Here is an 18,049-nt window from a genome sequence, read left to right as displayed (position 1 = left end):
GACCTTGTGTCCGCCCGAGTCATTAATTCAATATCTTCCGGAGGACAGTAGCCGTTACCTACATTATTATAATTTCAATGTATCCATGTGGTAAAGCTTTCGCATATTGTATGAACCGTCAACAATGAGTGCTGACAAAATGAAGTATACTGCTGAAATTCTTATGGGATATGCAATTGAGTATACAGCCACTTCCATTAAAGGATGTAATATATTTGCAAGTATTAAGGCAACAATACCCCATGCAAGGGAAAAGTCCAGGCAGATATACGAATGAAGGTTGAATGGAAGTTCACTGTAGTCCCACATTTTATGGTGAAAAACCCTGTCGAGCGTTCTCCCGGTAACATATTCCATAAATGTGACGGCTGCAATGCTTCCAATTGTTGCTGTGATCAATGCAGTCAGCCTTCCGTCAATCATAACTTCGCTGAGAGTGAATATTTGAATAATAGCAAGTGCGGATACACCATATAGAGGGCAAAAAAGACCTGTGAGGAATCCTCTGCTTATAACAACCCTTTTTTCCACTATGCTTCTGAATGTGGTTTCTAGAACAAAACCCAGGAAACCATATAAGAGGAAAAAAAGCAATAAATTGATTATATCATACTGCACATTATCTCTCCTTTGTTGTTTTATAAGTGTATTTTTTGGAGTAATGAGATAAATATGCTTTGGATTTATTGGCAATATGTTGAACTTCATCTAGTTTTAAACTATTGTTTACATTGACTTTTTTAAATCCCTAAGTGACGAAATATGAATGCTTTTAAATACTATAAGGCCCATGAGGTACAAAAGAAGAAGTATGGTTATTGCTGATACCAGAGAAAATATGTTGTTGTGTGAGTTTTGAACAAACATTTTAAACAACACCCTGGAAGAAAAACCTGAAATGAAGGCTGCAGCTAAGGGCTTAAAAATCCAGTTTGAAATATCAAAAACAATGCATGACACTTTAAGAAGTTTAGCAAGGTAAAGAAAAGTGTTTAATATTGTTGTAAGGAACAATGCAAACAAGTATGCATCAAAACCATAAACAGGAACAAAAAAATATATTATAGAAATTTTCAAAACCGATTCAACAATGTTTATTTTAAAGGAGCTCACTTGTTCATCCAATGCGTTAAGCATGGATGATATTACCATGTTAAGATACATGAAAGGACATACAAATGATATCATTTTGAGCAACAGACCCACTTGAGTATCATTGTATACAGCCGTGGCTATTTCTGTAGGAAAAACTACAAATATGCTTACAACTAATATGCCTGAAATTGCTGTGAAATGAAGAACCTTTGACAGTGTTGATGACACTTTTTTTTCATTTGACATTGCATTGTCTCCTGCCACAGAAGGTATGAGTATGGAGGATAGAGATGTTAAAAATGATGAAGGGAAAAATAAAAGAGGAAGAACCATACCCTTTATCATTCCATACAGACTCATGGCAGCTTCTGTAGAAATGCCATACAAGAGAAGCCTTGCAGGTATCATTGCATTTTCAACGGTTCTTAAAATGGAATTCAAGTATGATGTTCCGGACAGAGGTACTGAAATTTTCAGGATTTTAAAAATCATATTGTCTGCCTTTTTGAATGTTTTTCCGGAGTAAGGCTTCTTGTCGAATATGTAGAAAAACCATGTAATGACAAGAGAAAATAATTCTTCTACAGTCATGCCTATGGAAACGGCAGCACAGCCGTACTCAATGCCTCTTGGAAGGAAAAGATCCATAATGGAAAAAATGACAGCAATGCGTACAAGCTGCTCAACCACTTGCACTATGGAAGGTTTTACAACTTTTCCAAGTGCAAAAAAATATCCTTTATAGCAGGAAGACACAGCAATGAACGGAAGGCTTGGCGCCAGGTACAATAAAGCCAGCACGGTTCTTTGATCATTTAAAAACTCAACACCTATGTCATTGGCAAAATAATAAAGAAGAAATGCAGATGCAATTCCTGTAATAAGCGAAAGAAAAATGGACTGGCTGAGAACTTTTTTTGCATTAGAGTATCTTCCAAGGGACAATTCTTCCGATATGAGCCGTGACACAGCTACTCTGATTCCCGATGTTGCAAGAGTTACCATAAGAAAATAAACAGATAAAATAAGCTGATACAGACCTATTCCTACAGCTCCAAGCACATTGGCAAGGTAAATGCGAAATGCCATGCCGACAATTCTCACAATGGTAGTAGCAGCTGTGAGGACCAGTGTACCTATAATTAATTTTTCATTTTTCATAAAATACCCCTAATTTTGTATTCATATAATAATATGCCTGTAAAAGCAATTAAGAATTAAGAGTTAAGAATTAAGAATTGAAGACATATAAACAATATAACGCATGTTGTGCAATTTGGTGTATTTTTTTATTGCAATTAATTTTGAAATATTATATAATGTAGAAAAAAACAGGAAGGTTTAAAATTGAACGATCCATTGATAAATATAAGCAATACACTTAAGAAAACAAGATTTGAAAAGGGTTTGACACTGGATGAAACTTCAAATCTGACAGGAGTAAGCAAGGCAATGCTGGGACAGATAGAGAGGGCAGAGTCAACGCCTACAATATCTACATTGTGGAAAATCTCAACAGGGCTTAAAATATCTTTTTCTGAATTGTTAAGCACAAGCAATGAAAACAATGAGACTATAAACATAAATGAAATTGAACCTGTTTATGAATCAGAAGATAAAATGATTTTGTACAATGTATTTCCCTTCGATCCTATTACAGGATTTGAATATTTTTATATAAAACTGCTTCCCGGAGCACATCATGTGTCACAGCCCCACAAGTCATCAACCGTTGAATATGTTGTGGTAACTGAAGGAAAATTAGACATTACCGTTGACGACAAAACTCATGTTCTTGAGGCGCCTGCTGCATTTAATTTCAGAGCAGATAAAATACACACATACAGCAATCCATACAACAAGGAAGTTGTTTTTCAAAATATAGTCAAGTATTAACAGCCAGAATTTTATTCTGGTTTAATTTTAACCATATAGTGCGTTATAACGCACAACAAATGCTATCACATTATGGAGGTTTTATGTTAACAAAAAGAATTGAAGATGCAAGACAAAATTACATCAATTCCAAACCTGCAATTTCATATGAAAGAGCAAGAATCTGGACAGAATCTCACAAAAAAACAGAAGGAGAATCAATTCCCATAAGAAGGGCAAAGGCCTTCAAAGATACATGCCAGCAGCTGGATGTGGAAATATTTGACGGTGAAATTATTGTAGGTGCTGTGGGAGAATTCAGGAAGTGCGGAATATTGACGCCGGAATTTTCATGGACATGGGTTGACAGAGAAATGGACAACTTTGACAAAAGGGTACAGGACCCATATGTTATGACAGATGAACAAAGAGAATATGTCAGGAAAAATATTTTTCCTTACTGGAAGGGAAAATCACTGGAAGAATCATTTTTGTCAAGGCTTCCGGAAGATACTGCAAAAGTTGCTGTAGACACTGGAATTGTTGACAATGATTCCAAGTGGAGGCAGGCAGTAGGGGAAATCACTCCTGATTACCAGGATGTTCTTTTTAAAAAGGGATTTGGAGGAATCATAACAGAGGCTAAGAAACACATGGAAAAATTAAATGAAGTTTCTGCCGAAAACCTGAAGAAAAAGGAATTTTATCAGTCAGTAATTTTAACATCTGAAGGAATCATTTCACTTGCAAAAAGATACTCGCAAAAGGCTTCAGAATTGGCAGACAGCGAAACAAATGAAGACAGAAAAAATGAACTGAAGAAAGTTGCCGATGTATGCTCCAAGGTTCCTGAAAATCCACCTTCAACATTTCATGAAGCAATACAATTTGTATGGTTCACACAGCTGGGCGGAATTTTGTCGGAAAATCCTCTTGCCCTTAATGTAGGAAGGTTTGACCAGTTCATGTACCCATATTATAAATCTGATATTGAAAATAACATCATGAATAAGGAACAGATTCAAGAGCTCATTGAAGCACTGTGGTTAAAACTTTCAGAGTGGGTGTGGACCATTTCTGCAAATACTGCAGAGTTTTTTGCAGGATACAACCAGTTTCAAAATCTTACAATCGGCGGAAAGACCAGAGATGGAAAGGATGCCGTAAATGAGTTGTCATACTTGGCTCTTGAAGCTACAGAAAATGTAAAGACACATCAGCCTGGCTTAAGCGTGAGGATACATCAGGACTGTCCAAGAGAATTTCTGGATGCAGTAACTCATCTTGTTAGCAAGGGCACGGGATTTCCTGCCATACACAGCGACCAGGCAGGTTATCAGATGCTCATCAATGCCGGTTATGAACCTGAAGATGCCAGGGATTGGAACAACTGCGGCTGTGTGGTTCCTCATTCCAGAAAAACAGGAGAATGGACATCGGCTGTTAATATAAATATTACAGCTGCCTTGGAATTTGCTCTCAATAAGGGCAGCAGCAGAATAACCGGTGAAAAAATGGGTGTTGATGAAAAAGAACCAAAGACATTTACCAGTTATAAAGAAATTGAAGAGGCTTTTTACAGGCAATTTGACAATTTAATTAAACATTCGGTAATTTCAACGCTCGTTGCACAAAATCTTCATAAGGAAATGGTGCCAAGGCCTTTCTTGTCATCATGCATAGAAAATTGCCTGAATGAAGGGGTGGACTTGGTTGATGCAGGGGCAAAGTACAATTTAGGCCCTGTACTTACAGGCATAGGTCTGGCTGTTACTGCAAATTCTCTGGCTGCAATTAAAAAGCTAGTATATGAAGAAAAATGCACGGACATTGAAACCCTTATCAATGCAATTGATGCAGACTGGAAAGGATATGAAGAGCTGAGACAAAAAGCATTGAGTGTTTCGAAGTATGGCAACAATATAAATTATGTTGATGATATTGCTGTAAATATAGCAAACCATTATTACAAGGAAAGCCACAGGTACAAGGACATTAACGGAAACAATTTCAATACCGCATTTATGGGAATATCAAATTACCTACCTGCAGGAAAGGTGGTAGGGGCAACACCCTGTGGAAGAAAATCACGTGAGCCTCTTTCCGAAGGAGTATCTCCTTTTGCAGGATCAGATACATCAACTCCATTGGCGGCAATGCGTTCTGCAGCAAGATTGAATCAGGATGTTCATTCAGGAGGAACTCTTCTCAATTTAAGACTAAGCGAAGATCTTGTGAAGACAAAGAGAGGACAAAGCAATTTGGGCAGCATGATACAGGCATTTTTTGCGCTCGGTGCATTTCATGTTCAGTTCAATACTGTTTCCACTGAAACGCTTTTAGATGCACAAAAACATCCTGAAAATTACAAGGACCTGCTTGTTCGTGTTGCAGGCTACAGCACTCAATTTGTAAATTTGTCAAGAAGCATGCAGGATGCAATCATTGCAAGAAATGCTCATGACAAATTTTAATTATTCGGTTGTAGAATGTATGAACGGATATTTTATGGAACCTCAAAATTTTTCCGTCAATGACGGAGATGGTATAAGGACTGTTATATTTTTTGCCGGATGTCCATTGAATTGCAAATGGTGCGCTAATCCTGAAAGCACATTGGATTTTAAGCGAGTTTCATTCAACAAAGAAACATGTATTTCCTGCGGCAAATGTGCCCAGCTGTGCCCAGTTGGGGTTATGGTTGATTTAAACAGTCCGGAACAAAGAAAAAAGTGCATTTCCTGCGGCATATGTGTGGAAAGTTGCCCTACAAACAGCAGGAAAAAACTTGTAAGGATGTATTCAGACAGAGAAATACTTGAAATAATAAAAAGTCAGGAGATTTTTTACAGGTATTCCAATGGAGGCGTTACATTTTCAGGTGGCGAGGCAACCCTACAACAGCATATGTTAAGAATTTTAGTCGACAGCCTTTATGATAAGGCTGTTCATATGGCCATTGAAACATCAGGTTATTTTTATTTTGATGAAGTAAAGGACATTTTAGCAAGACTGGATTTGATATTTGTTGATATAAAGCACATGGATGAAAAGAAACATGAATTATACACGGGAAAAAGCAATAAAAAGATACTGGAAAACATTAAAAAAATGAGTGAACTGGATGTTCCCATTGTTGTGAGAATACCTGTAATAGAGGGTGTAAATTCTGATGATATTAACATTAAAGAAACTGCTGTGTTTGTTAAGGAAAATATCAAAAACCCTAAAATAGAGCTTCTGCCATATCATAATTTTGCAGAAGAAAAGTATGAATGTTTAGGGCTTGATAAAATGTCTCATAATTTTAAAAGACCGTCAAACGAGCTTTTATCTCATTTAAAAATGATTATAAAAAATGAAGGCGCAGAAACAGTCAGCTATATTTAGCTGGCTCTGCGCCTTATACTTATTTTAACTTTAGCATTTCTTCGTGAATTTTTTCAAGTTCTTCAGGTATGTTGATTTGCTGAGGACATTTGGTCATGCATTCACCGCATTTCTGACACTTGTCGGCTCTTGCTTGTTCAGAGGTGAACAGGAAGTAGCTTCTTGTAGCTATGTCCTTGTTTTCAGATTTTTTGTAATCGTTGTAAATTTCAAAAATCCCCGGTATGTCAACGCCAAATGAGCAGTCCATGCAGTAACGGCATCCTGTGCAGGGAACCGGCTTGATTTTTCTCAGTTCCTCAACAACTTTGTCAATAACTTTATATTCTTCATCATTTAATGTTTTTAAGTCTGTGAATGTGTTCATGTTGTCTTCAAGCTGTTCCATGTTTGACATTCCGCTTAGGATTATAGCTACATTTGGTAATGATGCAACCCATCTCAATGCCCATGAAGCTGCAGATTTTTCAGAATTGTAGGATTTAATATGCTTCATGGCCGAAGGTGCAAAGGAAGCCAGAAAACCTCCTCTTACAGGTTCCATTACAAAGCACGGTATGTTTTGTTTTTCAAGGATTTCATATGCTCCTTTTGCATCATATTCAGCCCAGTCCCAATAGTTTATCTGAAGCTGCACAAAATCCCATTTGTGAGCAGACACAAACTTTTCCAAAATGTCATTGCTGTCATGGTATGAAAAACCAATATGTTTTATTTTACCTTCGTCCTTCTTTTTCTTGATGAAATCATAAAGATTGAATTTTTCAACGGTCTCTATTGTATTTTTGTTCAATGAATGAAGAAGATAAAAATCAAAATATTCCGTATTGCATTTTTCAAGCTGTTCATTGAAAAACGCTTCTGCATCTTTTTCTTCCTTGATTTTCCATACAGGCAGTTTGTTTGTCAGGTAGTAGCTTTCTCTTTTAAACTCTTTAAGGACCTTTCCCAGAAACTCCTGAGATTCTCCGCTGTGATAATTGTAAGCTGTGTCAAAATAATTTAAGCCATTGTCCATTGCATGACGAATCAATTCTCTTGCCTGATTGAAATCAATTTTACCACCCTTTACAGGAAAACGCATGCAGCCATATCCCAGTTTCGGGAAATTTACGTCGAGACTTTCTATAAATTTTCTGTCCATAATAAACCTGCTTTCATTAATATTTTGAAGTAAATACAGTATACTAACAATTATAACAGCAATTCCAAAATATTGGAAGATAATACAAGATGTTTTTGATTATATCTTCATAAAATTTCTATAATTTTGATGTAAAATTTTAACATAAAAAATTATTTAAAAAACATATTGACAAAAAGATAAGACAGAGTTATTATAAAGACACCCCCCGGGTAGGGGGTGTATAGGAGGTAGATATGAAAGCTGATAAGGTAAAAATAAACCGTTTATTAAAAACAGCGGCAGGTCAAATGGATGGGATAATGAAGATGGTTGAAGAAGACAGATACTGTATTGATATTTCAAATCAGATACTGGCTGTTCAATCAATTTTAAGAAAGGCAAACAACGAAATACTTAAGTCTCATATGGAAATGTGTGTTAAGCAGGCATTTATGGAAGGTAATGAAGAAGAAAAAATAGATGAAATTATTTCGCTTTTAAATAAAGTTTCAAAGTAAAGGAGATAAAATGAAATCACAAAAATTTAATGTGACCGGCATGACATGCTCAGCATGTTCTGCAAGGATTGAAAAAAATATAAACAAGACCGAAGGAATCAAAGAAGTAAATGTAAACTTGTTAAGTAACAGCATGACAGTCAAGTATGACGAAAGTGTATTAAAGGAAAATGACATTATAAAGGTTGTTGTTGATACAGGATACGGAGCAAATGTTGCAGACACAAAAAAATCTGCTGCAAAATCTGATGACAAAAAAACAGATGCTCAGGCTGAATTTAAGGATATGAAAAAGAGGCTTGCAATTTCATTTGCATTCGCAATACCGCTTCTTTACTTGGCTATGGGGCACATGTTTAAATGGCCTCTACCTAGCATATTTCACGGTGATAAAAATGCAATGACTTTTGCATTTACGCAGTTTCTCCTGGCTCTTCCAGTTATGATAGTAAACAAGAAGTATTATACAGTGGGCTTTAAGACATTGTTCAAAGGATCTCCAAACATGGATTCGCTAATTGCCATAGGCACAACAGCTGCTGTGGGATACGGTGTCTTCGCAATATATAAAATAGGCTATGGACTGGGACACATGGACATGGAAATGGTAATGAAATATTCCATGGACTTATATTTTGAATCAGCTGCCATAATACTTGCACTTATTACTCTTGGTAAATTCCTTGAGGCAAGGGCAAAGGGAAGAACATCAGATGCCATTAAAAAACTCATGGATTTGTCTCCTAAGACTGCCCTTGTTGAAAGAAATGGAATTGAAGAAGAGATACCCGTTGAGGAAGTTGTTAAGGGTGATATTATAGTAGTTAAACCAGGACAGTCAGTTCCTGTTGATGGAATAATCACATTCGGAAACTCATCTCTTGATGAATCAATGCTCACAGGAGAAAGCATTCCTGTTGAGAAAAAAGCAGGAGACAAGGTTATTGGTGCAAGCATAAACAAATCCGGATATTTTAAATTTGAAGCACAAAATGTGGGCGACGATACAACATTGTCGCAGATTATTAGGCTTGTTGAGGAAGCAAGTTCTTCCAAGGCTCCCATATCAAAACTTGCCGATAAAATAAGCAGCATATTTGTTCCGGTTGTAATTACCATTGCAGTGTTGGCCACAATTGTATGGCTGGTTCTTGGAGCAACATTTGAATTTGCATTGTCTATTGGTATTGCCGTGCTGGTAATTTCCTGCCCATGCGCACTTGGTTTAGCAACACCGACGGCAATAATGGTTGGAACAGGCAAGGGAGCTGAAAACGGAATTCTTATAAAATCTGCCGAAGCCCTAGAAATTGCTCATCAGATACAGACAGTGGTAATGGATAAGACAGGAACTATAACTGAAGGTAAGCCAAGAGTCACAGACATGGTAACAAACGGTATAAGTGAGACAGAAATGCTTAAAATAGCAGCATCAGCTGAAAAAGGATCAGAACATCCTCTTGCAGATGCAATAGTTGAAGAAGCAAAAAACAGAAATCTTGAGCTTTACCAGGTGAAGAATTTCCAGGCGCTTCCAGGACAGGGGCTTGAAGCCGAAATAAACGGGAAAAATTATTACCTGGGCAATTTAAGACTTTTAAATGAACAGAAAATCAATATAAACGGCTTTGGTGAAAAAAGTGAGAAACTTGCAGAAGAAGGAAAAACACCTCTTTATTTTGCCGATGAAAAAAATGTTCTTGGTATAATTGCTGTTGCTGATGTTGTTAAGAAAACAAGCAAAAAAGCAATTCAAGAATTTGAAGCAATGGGAATCGAAGTTGTAATGCTCACGGGAGACAACAAAAAAACAGCTGAAGCCATAAGAAAACAGCTGGGAATATCAAGAGCAATAGCGGAAGTTCTTCCTCAGGACAAAGAGAGAGAAATAAGAAAGATTCAGGAACAGGGAAGAAAAGTTGCAATGATAGGAGACGGCATAAACGATGCTCCTGCTCTTGCAAGAGCTGATGTTGGAATTGCCATAGGTGCCGGAACAGACGTTGCCATAGAATCTGCAGACATAGTATTAATAAGAAGCGATTTATTGGATGCTGTTACAGCAGTGCAGCTGAGCAAAGCAACAATCAAGAATATTAAACAAAATCTGTTCTGGGCATTTATTTACAATGTAATTGGAATACCGCTGGCTGCAGGAGTGTTCTACGTAATCTTGAATTGGAAGTTAAACCCCATGTTTGCTGCAGGAGCCATGAGCTTAAGTTCAGTGTCTGTTGTGTCAAATGCCTTGAGGCTTAAGTTCTTTAAACCAGTAAGAATTGTGGAATCTCTTGAAGGGACAAAAGAAGTAAATGAAACAAAAGAAACAAAAAATCAAAAGGGTGACTCAGTCATAAATAAAGACTTTACAAATAAATCAAACAATAATGGAGGAAATAAAATGAACATAGTTTTAACAGTTGAAGGAATGAGCTGCGGACACTGCAAGGCAGCAGTTGAAAAGGCACTGAAGAATGTAGATGGAGTTGACAATGCAGTTGTGGATTTAAACAGCAAGACAGCAGAAGTAACATTGTCAAAGGAAGTAAGCACAGAAGATCTGACAAATGCAGTTACTGAAGCAGGATATGAAATTATAGAAGTAAAATAATTAAAAGGGCAGCTATGCTGCCTTTTTATTTTGTCGTCACTACAATAAAATTTTACCTTATTTTAAAACGCAACAACAAATATTAATACATAAAAAATAGATTTATGATATAATGTATATAAAACAGTATAAGAAAGGATCAATATGAATTTAAAAAGAATTTCATTTATATTTCTGATTCCTGTTTCTCTTTTTCTCACCTTGTATGCAAGATATTACATGAGTTTTGCAGAATATTATGCTGTTGAAATATATCCTGTATTTGCGGAAACAATAAGTTTTATTTCATCAAAAACATCTGTATCCGCAGCTGAAATAATAATTCTTTTGGTAGTTGCCTTGTTGATCATTTATACGTTATCAATGATTGTAAACTCAGTAAAATACAAAACGGCTGATTTTTTCAAGCAATATGCTGCAAATATATTGTCTTTTGCATCAGTAATTTATTTTTTATTTGTGCTTTTCTGTGGAATCAATTATTCAAGATATGAATTCACATTTTACAGCGGTCTTGAAGTAAAGGAATCATCAAAGGAAGAGCTCATTGCTTTGTGTGAAATATTAATTCAGGATGCCAACAACCTACGCTCGAATCTTACAACAGGTGAAAACAACACTGCAGAGCTTTTCGACCGGAATTATTACGGTACTGCCCAAAGAGCAAGAGATTCTTTTGACAATATCGCAAAAGAGTATAGTGTACTTAAGGGAAATTATCCTGCACCAAAGCCTGTGAAGATGTCCCGGGTAATGTCTCACATGAATATTACAGGGGTGTTTTTTCCATTCACATTCGAAGCCAACGTCAATGTTGACATTCCTCCCTATCAGATTCCTGCAACCATGCTTCACGAATTGGTGCATTTGAGAGGATTCATGAGAGAAGATGAGGCTAATTTCATTGCTTATCTCTCAAGCATAAATTCAGGTTTTCAAGATTTTGCATACAGCGGGACCATGCTTGCCCTTACTTACAGCATGAATGCTCTGTATGCAGAAGATCCGGAATCTTATGCAAGTCTCAGGGAAACATATTCTCAAGATGTAAAAAATGACATGATTTTCTCATGGAATTACTGGAAAAATTTTGACACAAAGGTTGCTGAAATTTCAAACAACATAAATGATGCATATCTTAAGGCAAACAACCAGGACGACGGTGTCAAAAGTTACGGCAGGATGGTTGATTTGCTCCTGGCATATTACAGAAATTAAGGAAATTAGGCATAATAATCCTTCATCGGGTCAAACTAAGAAAAATCAGATGAAAGGGGATTATTATGGCACAAATAAATTGCACGGTTACAAACTGTTACTTCAACAATAGACAGGGATGTACGGCGCCTTCCATTGAAGTTGACGGAAAAAAAGCTGAGAAAAGCCGCCTTACAAGCTGCAACACTTTTATTGAGCAAAAACCCGGAATAAGAAGTTCCGTAAGTGAGCCTAAAAGCGACACAGAAATCAAATGCGAGGCAGTGAAATGCATTTACAACAAATCAGAACACTGCAACGCCTCAGGCATTCTTGTTAACGGCAGGAATGCATCAGTTCCTGAAGAAACATGCTGCAGCACGTTCAGAGATTAAAAGAAATAGGATGCAATGCATCCTTTTTTGTTTAATATATTAATAATGATGGTATATAATTTAGGAACAAATCAATTTCCAAATCGTCTAATATATTACAGATAATTAAGGGAGGTGCATTATGAATACAATTAAATTAATGAAGAAAATTTTCATACTGTCCGTTGTCTTTATATTTTGCTTTACATTTGCTGCTTTTGCGGAGGACTGCGTGACGGTGTATGTTGACAATGAAAAAGTAGATTTTGATGTGAATCCTTTTATTGAAGGAGGAAGAACCCTTGTACCATTAAGAGGTGTTTTTGAAAAACTTGGAGCCAGAGTTGACTGGAACAAAAATATTCAGGAAGTTGTCATAAAAGATGACAACAATGAAATACAAATGCTCCTCAATAAGAACAAGGTTATGGTAAACGGTGAAATTAAAGATATTGATGTAGCCACAATGATGATAAACAGCAGGACATTTGCTCCACTCAGGTTCATAAGTGAAAATCTTGGACATGATGTAAGATGGGATGGCAGTACAAATTCAGTATATATAACAAAAAACACATCTGTTCCGGAAAACAAAAATATTTTAAAGACTGTGGGCTCTAAGGAAAACCTCATTGCCCTTCTTGAATACAACTCAAAGCTTTACAGCTATTTGTGGACGGACAGATTTGTTGCAGCAGAAGATTCTAATGCAATAGACAAGGAAGAATCAGTTCAGCAAGCGCCCCAGGAAGCAGGATCTTCTCAGGACCATTCAGATACAAATGTGCAGGTTGAGGGAGTACAGGAAGGTGACATAATTAAAAATGACGGAAAATACATATACATAAAGACAGGCGAAAAACTTAAGATAATTGATTCAAACCCATTAAACCCTAAGGTTCTATCAACTGTAAATGTCCCGGAAAACACAAGCATAAGTGAAATTTACATTTCCGGCAGCAAGCTTGTAGTCATAGGACAAAACAATTTTTATTATATAATGAAGGAATACGAAGAGCCTGCAATGTCAATTGAAGGTAAATCAATCGACTACATCATGCCGCCGCGTTACTACGATGACAGAACAAATGTGCTTGTTTATGATATTTCCAATGTTGAAAAGCCTGTTCTTCAAAGGGAGCTGCTGCTGGATGGTAACTACCTGTCAGGAAGAGAAATAAACGGGTATTTGTACATGGTTACAACAAAGTATTTAAACATTTACTATGACAGACAGTATGTGTCTCTTCCTTATTATACTAATGTGCTTAAAAATGAAAAACATGAATTTACATATGATGATATAAAATATTTTCCAAACTATATAGATTCAAGATACATGTACACTGCAGGAATTAACCTTAATGATTCTTCTGTTGAACCTGATGTTGATGTGTACCTTGGAGGTTCGGACACAATTTATGTCTCCGAGGACAGCCTTTATGCAGCTGTTGCTGATTATTCATATGATTACAGCATAAAGCAGACAGAGCTTTACAGCCCAGGGTATTCAATAAGTACAGTTGTTTACAAATATGAGCTTGAAAGAGGCAATATAAAAGTTGCAACTCAGGGTGAGGTACCGGGAACAATAATAAACCAATTTTCCATGGATGAGCATGAAGGTATGCTAAGAATTGCCACCACCACCGGAGAAGTGTGGAATGAAACATCAAAAAACAACATGTACATTCTTGATGAGAATTTGAAATTAAAAGGAAAGCTGGAAGGGCTTGCTCCAGGGGAAAGAATTTACAGCACACGTTTTTCAGGAGACAGAGTTTACATGGTTACATTCAGGCAGGTTGACCCTCTTTATGTAATTGATGCATCTGACCCTGCAAATCCAAGGGCTGCAGGAATGCTGAAAATCCCAGGCTACAGCACATACCTTCACATTGTTGATGAAAACCACATACTTGGGTTTGGTTATGATACGAAGGTGAGCGAATGGGGTGGAATTGTGAATGGTGGCTTCAAGTTGTCCTTGTTTGATGTTTCCGACATAAAAAATCCAAAGGAAACATTCACAGAGGTTATAGGAGAACAAGGAACATACTCGGAACTTCTGTACAATCACAAGGCATTGATGTTCTCACTGAATAAAGGTATAATGGCTTTTCCGATCAACAGCACTGCAGAAAACTACAAGACTGATTTCAACGGAGCATATGTGTACAACGTGAGCCTTGACAACATAAGTTATAAAACAAAAATATCACATATGGACAGTGATAATTATCTCTATGGATATGAAGTAAAAAGAATAATATACATCGGCGATTACATTTACACATTCTCTGAAAATGAAATGCAGATTCACAGCATTACCACAAACAAAAATGTCAATGAGTTAAATATTTATTAAACAAGTATGCAAAACAATAGCAGTCATGGTAAATACATGGCTGCTTTTGTTTTGAAATTTTCGACAAAATCTGCATAAGTATTACAACAATCCAATGTTATGAACAATGAAAACATTTTTGTAATTTTTAACAAAATATTATAAAATTCTCAAAATGTTACAAAAATATTGTCAACTTGTAAACAATGTGTTATAATTATTAAGTGATTTAACATAATTTATCATATTTGGAGGGTATCATGAAAAAAGGATTATCTTTAGTATTGGTGTTATTGATGGTAACATCTTTATTTGGATGTGCAACAAAGACAGAAGCTCCTGCAGCTGAAACTTTAACAGGAACAGGTGAAGGATTTGGCGGAGAAGTTACTGTTACTGTAACAAAAGAAGGTGACAAAATCACCAGCGTTGTAGCAGTTGGAGAAAAAGAAACTGCCGGAATCGGTTCAAACGCGATTGACCAACTTCCTGCAAAAATAGTTGAAGCTAATTCAACTGAAGTAGATGTAATAGCAGGCGCTACTTATACAAGTAAAGCAATAATATATGCAGTTAACAATGCTCTTGATCCAGCAGCATTCCCATATCCTGCAGAAAAAGAAGAAAAACCTGCTGAAACACCAGCACCTGCACCAGTTGGAGAAGCAGGATCTATTGTAAAGTTTGGTTTAGGACAAAACATTGAAATAGGAAAATCAAAAGATGCAACAGCTGATGCAACAGCAGTTGGTCAGGCAGATGTTACAATGGCAGCAGTTGGATTTGACGCTGAAGGCAAAGTTGCCAGCGTTACAATAGATGTTGCCCAGACAAAAATAGCATTTGACAAGGATCTGAAAGTTACTACTGACAAAGCAGCTGAAGTTAAATCAAAGAAAGATTTGGGACCGGACTACGGAATGGTTAAAGCATCAAGCATAGGCAAAGAGTGGTTTGAACAAATCGAAGCTTTTGAAAACTGGATGATTGGCAAGACAATGGATGAAATAACTGGATTAAAAGTAAAAGCAAGAGACGAATCACATCCTGCAGTTCCAGATGTACCTGAATTGACATCATCAGTTACAATTTCAGTAGATGCTTACCTTGCAGCAGTTGAAGAAGCTTGGACAAACGCACAGGATGTAGCAGGCGCTGAAAAAGTAGGACTTGGAGTTGAAACTCATATAGGAAGTTCTAAAGACAAAGCAGCTGATGTTCTTCCATTAGCACAGGCTGATACATATATGTCTGCAACAGCTTTGACAGCAGATGGAAAAGTTGCTGGCACAATAGTAGATACAGCACAAGTTAAAATCAAATTTGACGAAAAAGGTGTTGTAACTTCTGACAGAGCAGCAGAATATCAGACTAAGAAAGAAATTAAAGAAGGATACGGAATGGTTAAGGCTTCAGCTATAGGCAAAGAATGGTTCGAGCAAATGGAAGCATTCGAAGACTGGATGACTGGAAAGTCTATTGAAGAAATCACTGGATTGACAGTTAAACAAAGAGATGAAAACCACAAAGCAGTTCCAGATGTACCTGAATTGACTTCTTCAGTAACTATCTCAGTTGAAAATTATCAATCAGTTGTTAAGGAAGCAGCAGCAAACGCAAAATAATAAATGAAATTAAGGGGGCTTGTAAAAGCTCCTTTTTATTTGATATAAAATAATTGATATTATTTAAAATATTTGATATTATAAGCTAGGGTGATAAATATGAAAAAAATAATTCCTATATTGATGACAGGAATTTTAATTTTTGTTTTTTTAACAGGCTGCCAAAAGCAGGAAGAGCCTGAAAAGGAGCAAGTTTATGATAAATTCAGCTATACTTTTTTAGATACCTTTGATACGGTTACACAGGTTGTGGGTTATGCTAAAACAGAAGAAGAATTCAACGGATATGCTGAAAAAATTCATGAAAGAATGTTTGAGCTGCACCAGTTATATGACAAGTACAATTCTTATGAAGGAAAGAACAACATCAAGACAATTAACGACAATGCCGGTATACAGCCTGTGAAAGTTGATAAGGAAATAATAGACTTAATCCTCATGACAAAAGAAATGTACCAGTCAGTAGGAAAGAAAACTAATGTGGCTTTGGGCTCTGTTTTGAAAATCTGGTCTGAATATAGAGATGAGGCTGAAGCAAATCCTGCTGACGCTAAAATTCCTCCTATGGATATTTTGCTTGAAGCAAACGGACACACTGATATCAACAAGGTAATAGTGGATGAGAAAAATTCAACTGTGTATCTGGAGGATCCACTCATGAGTTTGGATGTGGGAGCCGTTGCAAAGGGATATGCAACAGAAATTGTTGTTAAGGAAATTATTCAGGAAGGTTTCACTTCAGGCATCATAAGTGCAGGAGGAAACATACGAGCTTTTGGTAAACCTATGGACGGCATTAGAGATAAGTGGGGAGTTGGAATTCAAAATCCTGATGGTGTTCTTGGCACGTCGGATGAAAGCATATTGGAAACGGTGTTTCTAACAGATGCATCTGTTGTAACCAGCGGTGATTATCAGAGATTTTACATGGTTGGAGATACAAGAGTTCATCACTTGATAGATCCAGTTACTTTGATGCCTGGGGATTACTTCAGAGCTGTATCAATTGTAACTGAAAATTCAGGCAAGGCTGATTTCCTTTCTACTACTGTATTCCTGACGCCTTATGAAGAAGGTAGGGCACTTGTTGAGTCCCTAGATGGAGTGGAGGCTCTGTGGGTATTTAAGGATGGAACAATACAAACAACCGAAGGCATGGATAAAATAATGAAGAGCAAGGGTGCCTCCGGAGCAATTGCTAAGTAAATAGGCAGGGTATATGAAAAAATCTAATTTTTTTGCTTTTATTTCAAGGATGAAGTATATAAACAGATGGGGGCTAATGCGAAACATCAAGGATGAAAATGTGTCGGAACACAGTCTTGACGTTGCTGTAATAGCTCATGCCCTTGCTGTTATTCAGAAAAGACGTCTTGACAAGGATGTTAATCCGGAAAAGACAGCTCTCTATGCAATTTATCACGATGCTTCCGAAATATTTACAGGAGACATGCCAACACCTGTTAAATATTCCAACACTGTAATAAAGACAGCCTACAAGGATGTGGAGCTTGCTGCAAGCAGGAGGCTCTTAAAACTTTTACCTGAGGACTTTTACAGTGATTATGAAGGAGTTCTCATACCTCGTGAAGATGAAAAGGAAATTTGGAAGACAATCAAAGCTGCTGATAAAATAAGCGCCTACATCAAATGTATCGAGGAGGAAAAATCGGGAAACAAGGAATTCCTCAAGGCTAAGCAGACAATATTAAAAGATTTGATCTCCATGGACAGAGAAGATGTGAATATTTTCATGAGTGATTTCATGGATGGATATGAACTTACACTTGATGAAATGGAATAATATAAAATAAAGTTATAACCAATAAGTAGGCTATAACTTTATTTTATTAGACTGGATTTTTTCATGTGGTATACTTAAATAAAAAAT

14 protein-coding genes are annotated in these 18,049 nt (G+C 36.7%); 11 read left to right on the top strand and 3 right to left on the bottom strand.

Features of this window, described 5'->3' with window-relative positions; genetic code table 11:
- Nucleotides 1-66: 66 nt before the first annotated feature.
- On the bottom strand, nt 67-618 hold the full coding sequence (locus tag BN358_RS00300; RefSeq protein WP_019227332.1) for a putative ABC transporter permease: 552 nt from the start codon (nt 616-618) through the stop codon (nt 67-69).
- Between the two features lie 108 nt (nt 619-726).
- Nucleotides 727-2,256 carry a polysaccharide biosynthesis protein gene (locus tag BN358_RS00295; protein WP_019227331.1) on the bottom strand — a complete coding sequence of 510 codons (1,530 nt, stop codon included), beginning with the start codon at nt 2,254-2,256 and terminating at the stop codon, nt 727-729.
- Nucleotides 2,257-2,442: 186 nt separating this feature from the next.
- On the opposite strand from BN358_RS00295, the gene BN358_RS00290 reads away from it, so the two are divergent.
- The 3 genes from BN358_RS00290 (at nt 2,443) to BN358_RS00280 (ending at nt 6,360) form a co-directional block, all read left to right on the top strand.
- On the top strand, nt 2,443-2,991 hold the full coding sequence (locus BN358_RS00290) for a helix-turn-helix domain-containing protein (RefSeq protein ID WP_019227330.1): 549 nt from the start codon (nt 2,443-2,445) through the stop codon (nt 2,989-2,991).
- A gap of 83 nt (nt 2,992-3,074) precedes the next feature.
- On the top strand, nt 3,075-5,444 hold the full coding sequence (locus tag BN358_RS00285; protein WP_019227329.1) for a formate C-acetyltransferase/glycerol dehydratase family glycyl radical enzyme: 2,370 nt from the start codon (nt 3,075-3,077) through the stop codon (nt 5,442-5,444).
- Nucleotides 5,407-6,360: a glycyl-radical enzyme activating protein gene (locus BN358_RS00280; protein ID WP_232233012.1), complete on the top strand. Its 954-nt coding sequence runs from the start codon at nt 5,407-5,409 to the stop codon at nt 6,358-6,360. Before BN358_RS00285 ends, BN358_RS00280 begins: the two co-directional genes overlap by 38 nt.
- 19 nt (nt 6,361-6,379) lie before the next feature.
- On the opposite strand, the gene BN358_RS00275 is transcribed toward BN358_RS00280, so the two are convergent.
- Nucleotides 6,380-7,504, bottom strand: a complete 1,125-nt coding sequence (locus BN358_RS00275; protein ID WP_019227327.1) for an aldo/keto reductase — start codon at nt 7,502-7,504, stop codon at nt 6,380-6,382.
- A gap of 236 nt (nt 7,505-7,740) precedes the next feature.
- On the opposite strand from BN358_RS00275, the gene BN358_RS00270 reads away from it, so the two are divergent.
- The 8 genes from BN358_RS00270 (at nt 7,741) to yfbR (ending at nt 17,962) form a co-directional block, all read left to right on the top strand.
- Nucleotides 7,741-8,004 (top strand): metal-sensing transcriptional repressor, encoded by a 264-nt coding sequence (locus tag BN358_RS00270; RefSeq protein ID WP_019227326.1) that lies wholly within the window; start codon nt 7,741-7,743, stop codon nt 8,002-8,004.
- Between the two features lie 10 nt (nt 8,005-8,014).
- Complete coding sequence (locus BN358_RS00265; protein WP_019227325.1) at nt 8,015-10,615, top strand: heavy metal translocating P-type ATPase; 2,601 nt, start codon at nt 8,015-8,017, stop codon at nt 10,613-10,615.
- Nucleotides 10,616-10,759: 144 nt separating this feature from the next.
- Nucleotides 10,760-11,833, top strand: coding sequence for a DUF3810 domain-containing protein (locus BN358_RS00260; RefSeq protein ID WP_019227324.1), 1,074 nt, complete (start codon nt 10,760-10,762; stop codon nt 11,831-11,833).
- Between the two features lie 65 nt (nt 11,834-11,898).
- Nucleotides 11,899-12,207 carry a DUF1540 domain-containing protein gene (locus tag BN358_RS00255; protein WP_019227323.1) on the top strand — a complete coding sequence of 103 codons (309 nt, stop codon included), beginning with the start codon at nt 11,899-11,901 and terminating at the stop codon, nt 12,205-12,207.
- A 121-nt stretch (nt 12,208-12,328) separates the two neighbouring features.
- A complete protein-coding gene (locus BN358_RS00250) occupies nt 12,329-14,554 on the top strand; it encodes a beta-propeller domain-containing protein (RefSeq protein ID WP_019227322.1) in 2,226 nt (741 codons plus the stop codon).
- Between the two features lie 239 nt (nt 14,555-14,793).
- Nucleotides 14,794-16,158: an FMN-binding protein gene (locus BN358_RS00245; protein WP_019227321.1), complete on the top strand. Its 1,365-nt coding sequence runs from the start codon at nt 14,794-14,796 to the stop codon at nt 16,156-16,158.
- A gap of 99 nt (nt 16,159-16,257) precedes the next feature.
- The gene (locus tag BN358_RS00240; RefSeq protein ID WP_019227320.1) at nt 16,258-17,364 is read left to right on the top strand and encodes an FAD:protein FMN transferase; all 1,107 of its coding nucleotides are present in this window, start codon (nt 16,258-16,260) and stop codon (nt 17,362-17,364) included.
- Nucleotides 17,365-17,377: 13 nt separating this feature from the next.
- Nucleotides 17,378-17,962 carry a 5'-deoxynucleotidase gene (yfbR, locus tag BN358_RS00235; RefSeq protein ID WP_019227319.1) on the top strand — a complete coding sequence of 195 codons (585 nt, stop codon included), beginning with the start codon at nt 17,378-17,380 and terminating at the stop codon, nt 17,960-17,962.
- Nucleotides 17,963-18,049 lie beyond the last annotated feature (87 nt).

The organism is Sedimentibacter sp. B4 (assembly GCF_000309315.1).
GTDB classification, from domain to species: domain Bacteria; phylum Bacillota; class Clostridia; order Tissierellales; family Sedimentibacteraceae; genus Sedimentibacter; species Sedimentibacter saalensis.
The sequence above is the reverse complement of the archived record's forward strand: the minus strand, read 5'-3'. Positions and strand labels throughout refer to the sequence as shown.

Bases quoted from the DNA above. Each gene is read 5' to 3' on its own strand.
- BN358_RS00275 (WP_019227327.1), bottom strand. From the start codon at position 7,504: ATGGACAGAAAATTTATAGAAAGTCTCGACGTAAATTTCCCGAAACTG.
- BN358_RS00260 (WP_019227324.1), top strand. From the start codon at position 10,760: ATGAATTTAAAAAGAATTTCATTTATATTTCTGATTCCTGTTTCTCTT.
- BN358_RS00255 (WP_019227323.1), top strand. From the start codon at position 11,899: ATGGCACAAATAAATTGCACGGTTACAAACTGTTACTTCAACAATAGA.
- BN358_RS00285 (WP_019227329.1), top strand. From the start codon at position 3,075: ATGTTAACAAAAAGAATTGAAGATGCAAGACAAAATTACATCAATTCC.
- BN358_RS00265 (WP_019227325.1), top strand. From the start codon at position 8,015: ATGAAATCACAAAAATTTAATGTGACCGGCATGACATGCTCAGCATGT.
- BN358_RS00280 (WP_232233012.1), top strand. From the start codon at position 5,407: ATGCAATCATTGCAAGAAATGCTCATGACAAATTTTAATTATTCGGTT.
- BN358_RS00240 (WP_019227320.1), top strand. From the start codon at position 16,258: ATGAAAAAAATAATTCCTATATTGATGACAGGAATTTTAATTTTTGTT.
- BN358_RS00295 (WP_019227331.1), bottom strand. From the start codon at position 2,256: ATGAAAAATGAAAAATTAATTATAGGTACACTGGTCCTCACAGCTGCT.
- yfbR (WP_019227319.1), top strand. From the start codon at position 17,378: ATGAAAAAATCTAATTTTTTTGCTTTTATTTCAAGGATGAAGTATATA.
- BN358_RS00250 (WP_019227322.1), top strand. From the start codon at position 12,329: ATGAATACAATTAAATTAATGAAGAAAATTTTCATACTGTCCGTTGTC.
- BN358_RS00245 (WP_019227321.1), top strand. From the start codon at position 14,794: ATGAAAAAAGGATTATCTTTAGTATTGGTGTTATTGATGGTAACATCT.
- BN358_RS00270 (WP_019227326.1), top strand. From the start codon at position 7,741: ATGAAAGCTGATAAGGTAAAAATAAACCGTTTATTAAAAACAGCGGCA.